At 70.3% G+C, this 12,940-nt stretch carries 10 protein-coding genes; 2 read left to right on the forward strand and 8 right to left on the reverse strand.

All coding sequences use genetic code 11. The features are described 5' to 3' along the window. Positions 1 to 68: 68 nt before the first annotated feature. The 4 genes from ACFQU3_RS24100 to ACFQU3_RS24115 are packed head-to-tail and all read right to left on the reverse strand — an operon-like array spanning position 69 to position 4,336. Positions 69 to 1,067: a LacI family DNA-binding transcriptional regulator gene (locus ACFQU3_RS24100; protein WP_385914621.1), complete on the reverse strand. Its 999-nt coding sequence runs from the start codon at positions 1,065 to 1,067 to the stop codon at positions 69 to 71. A 24-nt stretch (positions 1,068 to 1,091) separates the two neighbouring features. Then, on the reverse strand, positions 1,092 to 2,018 hold the full coding sequence (locus ACFQU3_RS24105; RefSeq protein ID WP_385914624.1) for a carbohydrate ABC transporter permease: 927 nt from the start codon (positions 2,016 to 2,018) through the stop codon (positions 1,092 to 1,094). Then, positions 2,011 to 2,988, reverse strand: coding sequence for a carbohydrate ABC transporter permease (locus ACFQU3_RS24110; protein WP_385914626.1), 978 nt, complete (start codon positions 2,986 to 2,988; stop codon positions 2,011 to 2,013). Before ACFQU3_RS24110 ends, ACFQU3_RS24105 begins: the two co-directional genes overlap by 8 nt. Before the next feature lies 1 nt (position 2,989). Beyond that, complete coding sequence (locus ACFQU3_RS24115; protein WP_385914628.1) at positions 2,990 to 4,336, reverse strand: extracellular solute-binding protein; 1,347 nt, start codon at positions 4,334 to 4,336, stop codon at positions 2,990 to 2,992. Positions 4,337 to 4,705: 369 nt separating this feature from the next. On the opposite strand from ACFQU3_RS24115, the gene ACFQU3_RS24120 reads away from it, so the two are divergent. Both ACFQU3_RS24120 and ACFQU3_RS24125 read left to right on the forward strand, forming a co-directional pair. Beyond that, positions 4,706 to 8,446: a 5'-nucleotidase C-terminal domain-containing protein gene (locus tag ACFQU3_RS24120; protein WP_385914631.1), complete on the forward strand. Its 3,741-nt coding sequence runs from the start codon at positions 4,706 to 4,708 to the stop codon at positions 8,444 to 8,446. 22 nt (positions 8,447 to 8,468) lie between these two features. Beyond that, positions 8,469 to 9,134, forward strand: a complete 666-nt coding sequence (locus ACFQU3_RS24125; RefSeq protein WP_385914634.1) for a hypothetical protein — start codon at positions 8,469 to 8,471, stop codon at positions 9,132 to 9,134. Here ACFQU3_RS24125 and ACFQU3_RS24130 read toward each other — a convergent pair. The 4 genes from ACFQU3_RS24130 to ACFQU3_RS24145 are packed head-to-tail and all read right to left on the reverse strand — an operon-like array spanning position 9,131 to position 12,935. After that, complete coding sequence (locus ACFQU3_RS24130) at positions 9,131 to 9,820, reverse strand: lactate utilization protein C (protein ID WP_385914636.1); 690 nt, start codon at positions 9,818 to 9,820, stop codon at positions 9,131 to 9,133. The two genes, ACFQU3_RS24125 and ACFQU3_RS24130, sit on opposite strands and share 4 nt — an antisense overlap. Beyond that, the gene (locus tag ACFQU3_RS24135) at positions 9,817 to 11,328 is read right to left on the reverse strand and encodes a lactate utilization protein B (RefSeq protein WP_385914638.1); all 1,512 of its coding nucleotides are present in this window, start codon (positions 11,326 to 11,328) and stop codon (positions 9,817 to 9,819) included. Before ACFQU3_RS24135 ends, ACFQU3_RS24130 begins: the two co-directional genes overlap by 4 nt. Further along, positions 11,325 to 12,152: a (Fe-S)-binding protein gene (locus tag ACFQU3_RS24140; protein ID WP_385914641.1), complete on the reverse strand. Its 828-nt coding sequence runs from the start codon at positions 12,150 to 12,152 to the stop codon at positions 11,325 to 11,327. The genes ACFQU3_RS24135 and ACFQU3_RS24140 overlap by 4 nt, the downstream gene beginning before the upstream one ends. 9 nt (positions 12,153 to 12,161) lie before the next feature. Then, complete coding sequence (locus tag ACFQU3_RS24145) at positions 12,162 to 12,935, reverse strand: SDR family NAD(P)-dependent oxidoreductase (protein WP_385914643.1); 774 nt, start codon at positions 12,933 to 12,935, stop codon at positions 12,162 to 12,164. Between the last annotated feature and the right edge of the window lie 5 nt (positions 12,936 to 12,940).

Consider the following 12,940-nt stretch of genomic DNA (forward strand, 5'->3'; position numbering starts at 1 on the left):
GTGGAAGATGTCCGCGCGGGTCTCTGCGCGGCGTGTCGGGTTGTCGTGGATGTGCTGGGCGGGACCGGTCAGGCAGAGGACTCCCGGACGATCAGCTCGTACGGGGCCACGAGCTCGCGCCCGGTGCCCGTCCTCGTGCCGTTGATCCGCTCGAGGAGCAGGTTGAGCATGGTGTCGACCATCCAGTCGTGTCCGGGATGGATGCTCGACAGCGAGGGCACACTGAACTGCGCCTCGTTGACATCGTCGAAACCGACGACGCGGGCGTCGTCCGGCACGCGCACCCCGCGGTCGGCGAGTCCGCGCAGGAGGCCAAGGGCGACCGAGTCGGTGACGGCGACGACCCCGTCGAAGTCCATGCCGTCGTCGACGAGCCGGTGCGCCGCGGCGCGGCCCCCGCTCAAGGTCAGGCCACCAGGGTCGACCCGGAAGCCCGAGTCAGGCTCCAGCCCTGCCTGTTCCAGAGCCTGCAGGTAGCCCTGGTGCCGCAGGTACAGCACGTTGTTCGTGTCGCCCACGGGATCCGGCACGCTGGCCCAGGCGATCCTGCGGCAGCCGCGCTCGACGAGATGCGCGGTCGCCGCCCGGGTGCCCTCGACGTTCGCCATGGCCACGTGGTCGACCGTGCCGCCCACTGACCTCTCGCCGATGAGCACGAGCGGGATGGTGCGTCCGAGCCGCCGGGCCTCCTCGGGGCCGATCTCGACAGCAGTCATGATGAGGCCGTCGTAGTCGAGGCTGCGGGAGGCCGCCACTGCGGCGAGCTCACCCTCGACCTTGGCGCTCGTGTGCTCGATCGCCACCCGGTAGCCGAGCTGACCGGCTCGGGCGACGACGCGGTCGGCGAGCAGGCTGAAGTAGGGGTTGTCCAACCCCGGCACTGCCAGCCCGATGACCCCGGTGGCGCCCTTGCGCAGGGCACGCGCGGAGTGGTTCATGACGTAGCCGGAGGTCTCCACCGCCTCGATGACCCGCGCGCGCACCGAGTCGCTCACGGCCTTGCGGTCGTTGAGCACGTTCGACACCGTCATCGTCGACACGCCTGCGATTCGCGCGACATCGGCCATCGTCACCATCGTTGTACCCCTGTCTCACTTGTTGCCGGTGGCGCTGAGGCCCTGCACATACCTTCGCTGAATGAACACGAAGATGAGCACCAGGGGCACGACGTAGAGGATCGCGCCGGCGGCGATGAGGTTGTTGAGCGGGAACCCCTTCTCGTTGACGTATCCGTTGGTGAGGGCGACCGCGAGGGTCGTGTTGCTGTTGTCCAGCAGCAGCATCGGAGAGATGAAGTCACCCCACACCCCTGCGAAGGACATGACGAAGGCCGTCACCAGCACCGGTTTCGACAGCGGCAGGAAGATCTGCCAGAAGATCCGGACCTGGGAGCATCCGTCGAGCACTGCCGCCTCCTCGAGCTCCTTCGGCAGCCCCGCGAAGAACTGGCGGTAGAGGAAGATCAGGTACGGCGCGGCTGCCGCCCCCCACAGCACCCACGGCCAGTACGTCCCGACCAGGCCGACTCGGGCGAAGAGCAGGTAGGTGGGAATGAGGGTGATGATTCCCGGCATCATCATCATCGCGATGAGGACCCCGAAGAGGACGTTCTTGCCGGGTCCCCGCAGCCGCGCGAAGCCGTATCCGACCAGCGCCGACGACAGGGTCGTCAGCAGGCCCGACACGGTCGAGAGGAACACCGAGTTGGCGGCGTAGACGAGGAAGGGGATGTCGGTGACCGCGTGGACGAAGTTCTCGAAGTGCGCGGGCGCCGGCCAGAGGAGCGTTCCCCCCGAGGCCAGCTGGTTCGGCGACTTCAACGCCGTCACGAAGATCCAGTAGACCGGGAAGAGCAGCACCAGCGACACGACGAGCAGGATGGCGAAGACGACTCGGCTCGGCCGGTTCCGCCGGCTGCGTTCGCGCCGGACCTTCCCGGTCCGCGGCGGACTGCTCTGCCGCACGGTCACCGCGTCGGTCGTGCGGTGCTTCAGGGTGTTCGTCATGGTGTCAGTCATTCCTTCCACCTGCCGAGGGGTCGACCGCATAGAACACGGTGCGCCCGCTCACCTTGAAGAAGACTCCCGTGATGAGCAGGATCACGACGAAGAAGAGCCAGAGCATGGCGGAGGCGTAGCCGTACCGCGAGAACGCGAAGTACTCGGCGTAGACATCGATCATGAACACCCGGTTCGACTCCGGCACGGACGTGATCGCCGTGGCCCCTGAGCCCGGTGACAGCAGAAGGGCCGGGACGAAGGTCTGCAGCACGCCGATGGTGGTGGTGACGAACTGGAACAGGAGCACCGGCGAGATCGTCGGCACGGTCACGGAGAGGAACCGCCGCCAGGGGCTGGCCCCGTCGAGCTCGGCCGCCTCCAGCAGCTCCTGCGGAACGTCTTGCAGCGCAGCGAGATTGATGATCACGCCACCACCGATTCCCCACAGCATGACGACGATGAGGACGACGAAGACCTGCTGGCCGGTCATCCAGTTGACCGCATCGTGCCCGAAGAGGCCGAGGACGGCGTTGACGGCGCCGGAGTCGCGCTCGAAGAGCAGCTTCCACGTCAGCGTCGCCGCGACGGGCGGCACCACGGCGGGCAGGTAGATGAGCGTCCGCCAGCCGGCACGGAACCGGACCTTGTTGTTGAGCAGGACCGCCAGCACCAGGCTCCCTGCCACGGTGATGGGCACCACGACCAGGGCCAGCATGCCGGTCCGACCGAGGCTCGCCCACGTCTCCGGGTTCGTCAGCACCTTCGCGTAGTTCTCGAAGCCGACCCACTTGAACCCCGGGCTGATGCCGTCCCAGTTCGTCAGGCTGACCCCGAAGGCGTAGGCCAGCGGGAAGATCGTCAGCAGGATCGTGCCGATGACCCATGGCGAGACGAACAGGTAGAAGTCACGACCCTGGCGCCAGCGCGTCGTCTGGTAGAAGCGCGGTCTCGCAGCGCTCTGCAGCAGCGAGGGCGACTCTGCAGTCATGTCAGCCTCCGACCCGCGACACACCCTCGGCGAGGAGCTGGTTGCACTTGTCGTTGGCCTGGTCGGCGAACTGCCCGATCGTGAGACCGCCCTTCACGAGCTGCGGGAACAGGCCCGCCACCGTGGCGGAGAGGGCCGTCACCGTCGCATAGGGCGAGAAGGTGAGGACGGTGGCGTACTGGCTCTCGGCCCGATGCGTCTCGATCGCCTCCTTCTGGAAGGGCTGTGCCGTGGGGAGGTGCGACTCGAGGGACTTGATGATCGGGATGCCCCACCCGGCCTTGGCGCGCGCGACCGCGGGCTCCCCGGCGGTGAACCACTCGAGCAGGGCGAAGGCTCCGTCCGGGTTCTTCGCCTTGGTCGGGATCCAGTGACCCGTGGCGGACGTGGTCGGGCTCACCCGCTTGCTGCCCAGCATGGGCGCCGGCGCCATGCGCGCCCACTTGCCTGTGCCCTCGCCGCCGGCGACGGCACCCGCGAACCAGTAGCCGGCCTGGGCCATCGCCTCACGCTGCACGCTGAACGGGGGCCAGTCCCAGCCGTCCGGGTTGGGGTCGAGGAGCGTGTACCCCACCTTGGCCTTGGCGACGCCGGCCAGCCAGAGAACGGCCTTCTGGGCCTCCGGGGAGCTGAAGTCGACGGTCTTGAGGTCCTCGCTGAACAGCGGGACTCCGGTCGTGGCCATCATCGCGTGGATGCCCTCGACCGCGGGAGCCGTGCTCCACAGGCCGTACCGCAGGACCTTGCCGCCCTTGACGCTGGTGAGCTCCTTGGCCACCTCCAGCATGTCGTCGTACGTCGGGGGCCGGTCGGCCGTGGGGGCAGTCGCCCCGACCGACTCGAAGAGGCCCGAGTTGTACCAGACCATCATGTCGAGGCTGTAGTCCTTGGTCAGACCGTAGATCTGGCCCTCTCCCTGCTTGGTGCCGTCCCAGCGCCACACGTCGTTGACCGTGGCGAGGTCGCTGACCTTGAAGGCAGTGCTCTTGGCGATGTAGTCGTCCAAGGGCCGGGCGACCTTCCGGCTGGCGAGGAAGCCGGCCTGCTGGGCGCCGAGACCTCGGACGAGGTCGGGCGGGTTGCCCGCCGCGAGCATCGCGTTGAGCCGGGTCTCGTCGTAGGTGATGATCTTGACGGGAAGGTCCGGATGCTTGCTGTTCCAGATCTTCATCAGGTCCTTGGGGAAGTCATCGGCGATGCCCATGACCGTGATGCCCTTGGCGCCGGCGCCGCCGGCCCCGCCGGTACCCGTCGCACCCTGGGTCGTGCACCCTGCGAGAGCTGCTGCGGCGCCGACCGCGGACCACGTGAGAAAACTGCGCCGATCGAGAGAAGCGTTGAAACCCATGGCGTACCTCCGTTGCTACGCGTCCTGGGTGGACGAGTTCGTCGTGTCTGCTGATTGATCGATACACCGACGGTCGTCGGGCCCCCTTGGCCTCGCGCGGTTCGGAAGGGTGGTGAACCGGGGTTTATCGTTACAACGCGACTGCGGGGTGTCAAGGGTTCGGCGCGAACGGTCCCACGTGGTGGTCGTCGAGCGGACCGGGCACACGGCATACGCGCGAATGCCGTCAGGCCTGGTTTCACGGAAAGCGCGCGGCGCAGGACCCCCCAGGACTAGCGTCGAGAGGTCACGTTCCGGGGGCCCGGAGCCGGGCCCCGGTTGCTCTTGGAGGCAAAGGTGTTCCGTGCGCGCGCTCGACTCTTGACGTTGGTGACCGTCTCGGCGGTCCTGGTCGCAGGCGGGCAGGGGGCACTCGCCCAGTCCGCCCCCGAGGTGGCGGGGGTCGCGCCCGCCGCCACAGCGGCGGCCCCCACTCCCCCCGCCGTGACCAACCGGGCCGTCCTCTTCGCCTCGGACGGCATGCGACCCGACCTCATGGAGCGGTACGCGGCGCAGGGCGCGATGCCCACGTACGCGTCGATGATGGCGACCGGCGTCCGTGGGAGCAACGGCATGGTCCAGTCCTTCCCGCCGAACACCGGCGTCGGCTGGCACACCATGGCCACCGGCACGTACCCGTCGGAGCACGGCTCGACGAACAACACGTACTACCGCCCGGGCGAGGCGTTCAACAACCGCACGTCCTTCTCGGCCCCGGGATCCCTCCAGGCCGACCACATCGCCGCAGCAGCTGAACGCGCCGGCAAGAAGGTCGCCCAGGTCGACTGGGTCGGCGGCGCACAGGCCGGAATCGCTGGGCCCACAGTCGATTTCACGACGTTCTTCTCGACGCGTGGAGTCCTCACGTACCCGCTCGTGGCCTCGGAGCAGTCCGGCGCCGCCGCGTTCGGCGTCAGCTACCAGGTCGCGGGCTTCGCCGGTGCGACCGGATGGACGAACGCCCCCGCCGGTGACACGGCGGCCCCGCCGCAGGAGACGCAGCTGAGCATCGCGACGACGTTCGCTGCCCAGAACCCTACGAGGGTCTACGACATCTACGTGTTCGACTCGGTCGTCGACGGCCTCTCGGCCTACGACAGAGCGCTGCTCGTCCCGGCCTCCGCCGCCAAGGACGCCGCGGGCGCGGCCGTCGGGCTCGGTGTGGGCGACTTCAAGGAGGTCAAGCTCACCGGCGCGGACGGGCTCATCGGTGCCCGAGCGGGACAGGCTGCAGGCTTCTACACGAAGCTCATCTCCCTGTCTCCGGACCTGTCGTCCTTCAAGCTCTACTTCACGTCCGTCGAGAGGGTCATCGCGACCTGCTCGACCCCAGCGTGCAACGCGCTGCCGGCCGGTGGTGCCGGGGAGGACCGCCTCGAGAAGTACATCGCCGAGAACCTGCCCACGGCCATCGCGGCGGACTTCGCGCCGCTGGAGGCCCGCGTCATCGACGAGGACACCTACGTGGAGCAGGGCCGTGACCTGGAGAAGGCCTACGGAGACGCCGTGTTGACCTACATCCTCGGCACCCTGCAGCCCAACACGGAGCTCGCGCTCGTCGGCTTCCCCGTCACCGACGAGTTCAGCCACCAGTTCATGGCGCTCGTCACTGCGACGGCGCCCGACGGTGGTCCCAACCCCGTCTTCGACGACACCGACTACAACGGCATACCGGACGGGCGGGTGACGGAGCGGGAGGCCTACATCCGCAGCGCCTACCACGAGGCCGACGCAAAGCTCGCGCTGACGCGCTCGCTCATGGGCGGATCGCCGACGACGATCGCGGCTTCCGACCACGGTTTCGCGCCGCAGTGGTTCGCCGTGAACGCCGGCAAGGTGCTCTCGGACGCCGGTCTGCAGGGTCCTGAGCAGCCCTCGAACTGCCGAGCAGCCACGGCCACGAACCTCGCCAAGGCCTGCTGGGCCGGCGGCACCGCACAGATCTACGTCAACCAGACCCTGCCCTCCGGGGTGACGTACGAGCAGGTGCGCACGCAGGTGATCAACGCCTTCGCGAACCTCACCGACCCGGCCAACCCGGGTGACCCGGTGGTCCGCAGGATCATGAAGAAGGAGGAGCTGCGAAACGTCGACGGCAGCGACTCGCTGCACCCCAGCCGCAGTGGTGACGTCGTCGTCGTGCTCGCCCCGCCGTACCAGTTCGACGCCGCGACTCCGGGCCAGACCATCGCACTGTCGAACTTCTTCGGCCAGCACGGCTACCTGCCGGACCTGGTCGACCTGGCTCACAACATCAACATGCACGCCACCTTCGTGGCCGCAGGCCCCGGCATCCGCAGGCAGGCGCCCGTGGCCGGCATGCGGGCGATCGACATCGCGCCGACGCTCGCGTTCCTCCTGCGGGTTCCCGGGCCGCAGAACGCCCGCGGCAAGATCCGCGTCGACCTCACGACGTCGCCGAACCTCAAGGTCGCCACGATCCTCGACATCAGCGACTTCCACGGTCAGCTGATCCCGCTCGCCGACGCGCCGGACGCCGTTGCCTCCCAGCCGACCGGGACACCGCCGACACCGACGTTCACGATCGGCGGCTCCGCGTTCCTCAAGTCCTGGTTCGACTGGTACCGCAGCGTGGCCGAGGCGCCGGACGGCTCGCTCCTCGTGGCCGCGGGCGACTCGGTCGGGGCCACGCCGCCGATCAGCGCCTTCTTCGGTGACACGCCGACGATCGAGACGATGAACGACATGGGCGTCTCGGCCGACGGCCTGGGCAACCACAACTTCGACAAGGGCTCGGCGTACCTGCGCAACACCCTGATCCCGCTCGCGAAGTACCCGTTCCTGTCGGCCAACGTCGTAGACGCCAACGGCAGGACCCCGGCCGAGTGGAAGCCGTCGCAGGTCTTCTCGTTCGCGGGGACGAAGGTCGGGATCGTCGGCTTCACGAACGACGACGCCCCGACCCTGGTCTCGCCGACCGCCTTCCCGCCGTTCCACGTCGCGAGCTCGCTCGCGGCCGTGAACGCCGAGGCGGCTCGACTGAAGTCGACCGGCGTCTCGACGATCGTCGCCATGGGACACCTGGGCGCGACGGCCGGCACGCTGACCAACCCCACCGGCCCGCTGCTGGACCTCGCCGACAACGTGTCCAACGTCGAGGTCGTCATCGGCGACCACACGGACTTCCAGGTCGTCAGCACGCGGGCCAACGGCGTGCTCGTCACGGAGAACCGGAGCAAGGGACTCCGGTTCACGCGGGTCAGGCTCGTCATCGACCCGTCGACGAAGACCTCGGTCTACGAGACGGCCGACTTCCACAAGCCGTGGGACATCGGCGTCACCCCCGACCCGACGATCCAGGCCCGGATCAACAGCCTCAACGCCCAGCTCACGCCCATCCTCGCCACGGTGATCGGGTCCTCGACGCGGTTCATCCCGCGCACGGACGCGTGTGGCCAGTCGGCCGGGCGGACGTGTGAGTCGCTCGTCGGCAACGTCGTCGCCGACGCCATCCGCGAGACGTACTCCTCGATCGGGGTCGAGTTCGTCATCACGAACTCGGGTGGGCTCCGCGACGCCCTCACCTGCCCGACGGTCGACAACCCGTCGGACTTCTGCCCGGCCTACACGCCGCCGCCCTATCCCATCTCGCGAGGTCAGGTGCTGACGGTCCTGCCGTTCGGCAACATCGTCGTGACGCTCAGCGTCAACGGCGCGGAGCTGAAGGCGATGCTCGAGAACGGCATTTCGCGGATGCCTGCGATCGACGGGCGCTATCCGCAGGTGTCTGGCCTCTGCTTCACGTACGACATCTCGGCCGCCGTCGGGTCGCGTGTCACGGGTGCGGTGCGGCAGGCTGCCGACGGCTCGTGCACGGGGGCTCCGGTCGACCTGACGGCCGCGAGCACGTACAGGATCGCGGAGAACGACTTCATGTCGACAGGTGGCGACGGCTACCCCAACTTCGCGAGCCGCGTGACGACGCAGAACATCATGGACCAGGTCGTCGCCGACCACATCGCCGCACACAGCCCCGTGAGCCCGGCCATCGTCGGACGCAGCGCCTGCACGACGTCCGGCGCGACGGCCTGCCCTGTCGTGGTGCCGTGACCGGCGGGAGGCACGCCGGCTGATGAGCATCGCGGAACGGGTCCTGGTGACGGCCGCCGCCGCTCTGGCGGCGGCGGCCGTCGCCCTGCCCGCCCTCGCGCCGCCGGCCTCGGCCCACGCGGGCGAGGAGGCCCTGCTCGTCGAGCCCCCGTCGACGTGGCCCGGCGGAACGGTCATGGTGCGCGGCGACCTGCCCGTGTCCAGTGACGTACACCTGCTCCTCGTCGACAGGGCAGGCCGGATGACGCAGGTCGGCCGCGTCGACGACCCGCCCAGCGGCCACTTCGACGTCCCGGTCACGGTGCCGGCAGCGACGCGGCTCGGGACGTGGTCGATCGTGGCCGTTGCGGGCGGCGACCCGGTTGGGCGAGCCGCTCTCACGGTCGTGACCGCGCCATCCGCGGCCGGTGAACGGGGCGACCAGGCGGAGCCGATCCTGGTCCCTCGCGCGGCGACCCCAGCAGCCCCGAGGCCTGCCGAAGGGCAGCCGGTCGGCGGCTCCGCCAGTCGGTCTGCGGTGGCGATGCCGGTCGCCCAGGCGCCACCCACCCCGACGCCCGCCACTGACTCGCCGGCCGCCTGGGTCGCGCTCGCGCTGGCGGTCACGTCGATCGGCGCCCTCCGCGTGCGATGGGCCCGACGCGGCACGTCCCTCCGGTCTGGCCGGCGCCTCCGCGGTCGGGCCTAGGTCGCCTCCGCGACGAGGACGACGTGCAACATGCGTGGCCCGTGCACGCCCTCGACCCGGTCGAGCTCGATGTCGCTCGTCGCGCTGGGACCGCTGACCCACGTCAGAGGGCGGCGCGCGTCGACGCTCGGCCGTAGCACCGCGAACGCCTCGGGGACGCCGGCCACGACCTGGTCGGCCCGCACGACGCAGACGTGTCGGTCGGGAAGCAGGGTGAGGCCGCGTCGTCCCTGGCCGGGACCGTGGTCGAGCACGATCGTGCCGGTCTCGGCTATCGCGACGGCCGCGGTCGAGACGACGGCGTCGACGCCCTCGATGTCGTGGACATCGGTGACGTCCGCCTCGGCGACCCGGCGCACGGTGGCGGCGTCGAGGTGAGCCGCGTCGAGGTAGGCGGCGTCGAAACCAGCTGGCACGACGACCGACTCGCACCCTTCCAGCCCCCCGGCCACGGTCTGGGCAAGCTCGGCGGTGGTGCACCGGACGACGGTCGCCCGGTAGTCCTCGATGCGCTCGACGAGCAGGTCGAGGACGTCGTGACGCGTCAGCGGCGAGCGTGTGGCGTGCGGGTCGCCGGTGGGACCCGTCGGCGCGTCCGTCCCCGGGTGGGGGGTTCCCTCGGCCGACAATGCCTTCCGCACGCGGGCGAGGATCTCGTCGCGAGCGGCGTTCGGCGTGGCGCTCATGCGTCACCACCCCGGCCCTGTCGCCCGGGGTCGTCGTCGTGGGTACGGGCCCACCACTGGCGGAACGTCTCCTTCGGCGGGCCCGGCGCGTCGCGGGCCTCGCTCCAGGCCGACAGCGGCCACGGCAGCCGCCCCAGGGTCGCCCGGCCACCGAGGAGGCGACCGGCAGCGCGTCCGGCCAGGGTCGAGGCGTTCTGCGCCTTCTCCAGCCGGCCGGCTTCCGCGAACGTCCACGCACCCACCTTCATCGCGAGGGCCTCGGCGGTCGGAACGCCGCGCCCGTTGGACACCCGGTGGTCGTCGACGACCTTCGTGCGCAGGTGCACGAGCAGGTCGGGGATCTCGATCCGCACGGGGCACGCGTCGAAGCACGCGCCGCACAGCGTGGACGCATACGGCAGAGACTGCTCGAGTGCGCCCTGCCGGCCGCGCAGCTGCGGACCGAGCACGGCGCCGATCGGCCCGGGGTAGACCGAGCCGTACGCGTGCCCACCGACCCGCTCGTAGACCGGGCACACGTTGAGGCAGGCAGAGCAGCGGATGCAGCGCAGCGCCTGACGGCCGACGACGTCGGCGAGCACGTTCGTGCGGCCGTTGTCGACGAGCACGACGTGGACCTCCTGCGGCCCGTCGCCGGGAGTGCGGCCGGTCCACATCGAGGTGTACGGGTTCATCCGCTCGCCGGTCGACGAGCGTGGCAGCAGCTCCATGAAGACGGCGAGGTCCTCCCACGTCGGCACGAGCTTCTCGATGCCGACCACGCTGACAAGGGTCTCGGGCAGGGTCAGGCACATCCGGCCGTTGCCCTCGGACTCGACGACGACGAGCGTGCCGGTCTCGGCGACGGCGAAGTTGGCCCCGGAGACGGCGACCCTGGCGCGGAGGAACTTCTCGCGCAGGTGCAGGCGCGCGGCCTCGGCGAGGCGAGCCGGTTCGTCGGTCAGGTCATCGGGTGCGGGGCGGCCGACCCGGCCCATCTCGCGGTGGAAGATCTCGCGCACCTCGGCGCGGTTGCGGTGGATCGCGGGCACGAGGATGTGGCTCGGCAGGTCGTCACCGAGCTGGACGATGAGCTCGGCGAGGTCGGTCTCCCACGCGTGGATGCCGGCCGCCTCGAGGGCCTCGTTGAGCCCGATCTCCTGCGTCGCCATCGACTTGACCTTGACGACCTCGGGGGTCGCGTCGCCCGACGTCCTCTCCCGCGCGATCGCGACGACAATCGCGTTGGCCTCCTCGGCGTCGCGGGCCCAGTGCACCGTGGCGCCCGCGTCGGTGAGCCGCTCCTCGAGCTGGAGCAGGTACGTGTCGAGGTGCGCCAGCACACGATCCTTGGCCTCGGCGCCCTTGACGCGCCGGGCTTCCCAGTCGTCGACCTCGGCCACGACGGCCGCCCGCTTCGCGCGGATCGTCGCCGTCGCATGACCGAGATTGCGCCGCAGCTGCGTGTCGGCCACCGCCCTGCGGGCCGCCACCGGGAACGTCGGCATACCGACGAACGTGCCCGTCATCGCGCGCTCCCCCGCACTCCCTCGCCACCGCCACGGCGGGTCGATGTATCTGCGCGCCCTCTGGGCCGCGCAGATACATCGACTCGCCAAGGAGTGTCCTCGGTCGACGCGAGAACCTCGGCAAGGTGCAGGGTGCGGACACCAGCCCGCTGGCGCGACAGGAGACCGCCGACGTGGGCCAGGCACGAGTTGTCGCCCGCGACGAGCACCTCCGCGCCGGTCTCGCGCACGCGCCGGGCCTTGTCCGAGCCCATCGCGACCGAGACGTCGGAGTTCTTCATCGCGAAGGTCCCGCCGAACCCGCAGCACTCCTCGGCGGCGGGGAGCGGGACCAGGTCGATCCCGCGCACCGCCTGGAGCAGCCGCAGCGGCCCGTCGCCGACGCGGATCATCCGCAGCGAGTGGCACGTCGGGTGGTAGGTGACACGGTGCGGGAAGTAGGCGCCCACGTCGACGACGCCGAGCACGTCCACGAGGAACTCCGACAGCTCGTGCACCCGGGGCGACAGCTCCTCGACGGCGCGCTCCAGCCCGGCATCACCGACCCGCCGCGCCAGGCCCGCGTGCTGCTCGCGCACAGACCCCGTGCACGATCCCGACGGCACGACGACGGCGTCGTAGGCCCCGAACACCTCGACGAACGCGCGCACGAGCGGCACCGACTCGGCGGCATACCCGGTGTTGGTGAACATCTGCCCGCAGCAGGTCTGGGCTCGGGGGAACTCGACCTGGCAGCCGAGACGCTCGAGCAGGGTGACGACCGCCTTCGGAGTCGACGGCCACATCGTGTCGTTGAAGCATGTGGCGAACAGGGCGACTCTCACAACAGGACGCTACGACCGTGAGGCCTGCGGCCGGGGCCGCGGCACGAGGTTGTCCATGCCGCCGTCGACGGCGAGGCATACGCCGTTGGTGGAGCCGGAGCCCGGGGCCGCCAGGTAGGCGACTGCGGCGGCCACCTCGGCGGCGGACACGAGACGACCGTGCGGCTGGCGCGCGTCGAGTGCGGCACGCTCGGCGTCGGGGTCCGCCGCCGTGGCGAGCAGCCTTGCCACCCAAGGGGTGTCAGCCGTGCCGGGAGCGACGGCGTTGACCCGGATGCCGTCGTGGAGGTGGTCGGCCGCCATGGCTCGGGTGAGTGCGTGCACGGCGCCCTTCGTCGCGGAGTAGAGCGCCCGCTGCGGCAGGCCCTGGGTGGCCGCGATGGACCCGGTGTTCACGACGGCGGCGTTCGACGACGCCCGCAGGTGCGGCAGGGCCGCCCGGGTGACGCGCACGATGCCGAGGACGTTGACGTCCCAGACCCGGTGCCACTCGTCGTCGGCGTTGTCACCGACACCGCCCTGCGCGCCGATGCCGGCGTTGTTGACGACGATGTCGAGGCCACCGAACCGCGCCACGACGCCGTTCACAGCGGCTCGGACCGACTCGTCGTCAGCGACGTCGCAGCGCAAGGCCGCGACGTCGCCCGACTCGGCAACGCCTCGGGGGTCGAGGTCCAGCACACCGACCCTGGCCCCCCGATCGACGAGCGCGGTGACGACCGCGGCGCCGATGCCGGACGCCCCGCCGGTGACGACGGCGACGAGGCCTGCGAAGTCCTTCATGCTGC

It is taken from the genome of Terrabacter sp. GCM10028922 (assembly GCF_042666095.1).
In the GTDB taxonomy this organism is placed as follows: Bacteria; Actinomycetota; Actinomycetes; order Actinomycetales; family Dermatophilaceae; genus Terrabacter.

Excerpts from the sequence above, each read along its gene's own strand:
- ACFQU3_RS24110 (WP_385914626.1), bottom strand. The coding sequence starts at position 2,988 with ATGACTGCAGAGTCGCCCTCGCTGCTGCAGAGCGCTGCGAGACCGCGC.
- ACFQU3_RS24145 (WP_385914643.1), bottom strand. The coding sequence starts at position 12,935 with ATGAAGGACTTCGCAGGCCTCGTCGCCGTCGTCACCGGCGGGGCGTCC.
- ACFQU3_RS24115 (WP_385914628.1), bottom strand. The coding sequence starts at position 4,336 with ATGGGTTTCAACGCTTCTCTCGATCGGCGCAGTTTTCTCACGTGGTCC.
- ACFQU3_RS24130 (WP_385914636.1), bottom strand. The coding sequence starts at position 9,820 with ATGAGCGCCACGCCGAACGCCGCTCGCGACGAGATCCTCGCCCGCGTG.
- ACFQU3_RS24125 (WP_385914634.1), top strand. The coding sequence starts at position 8,469 with ATGAGCATCGCGGAACGGGTCCTGGTGACGGCCGCCGCCGCTCTGGCG.
- ACFQU3_RS24135 (WP_385914638.1), bottom strand. The coding sequence starts at position 11,328 with ATGACGGGCACGTTCGTCGGTATGCCGACGTTCCCGGTGGCGGCCCGC.
- ACFQU3_RS24105 (WP_385914624.1), bottom strand. The coding sequence starts at position 2,018 with ATGACTGACACCATGACGAACACCCTGAAGCACCGCACGACCGACGCG.
- ACFQU3_RS24100 (WP_385914621.1), bottom strand. The coding sequence starts at position 1,067 with ATGGCCGATGTCGCGCGAATCGCAGGCGTGTCGACGATGACGGTGTCG.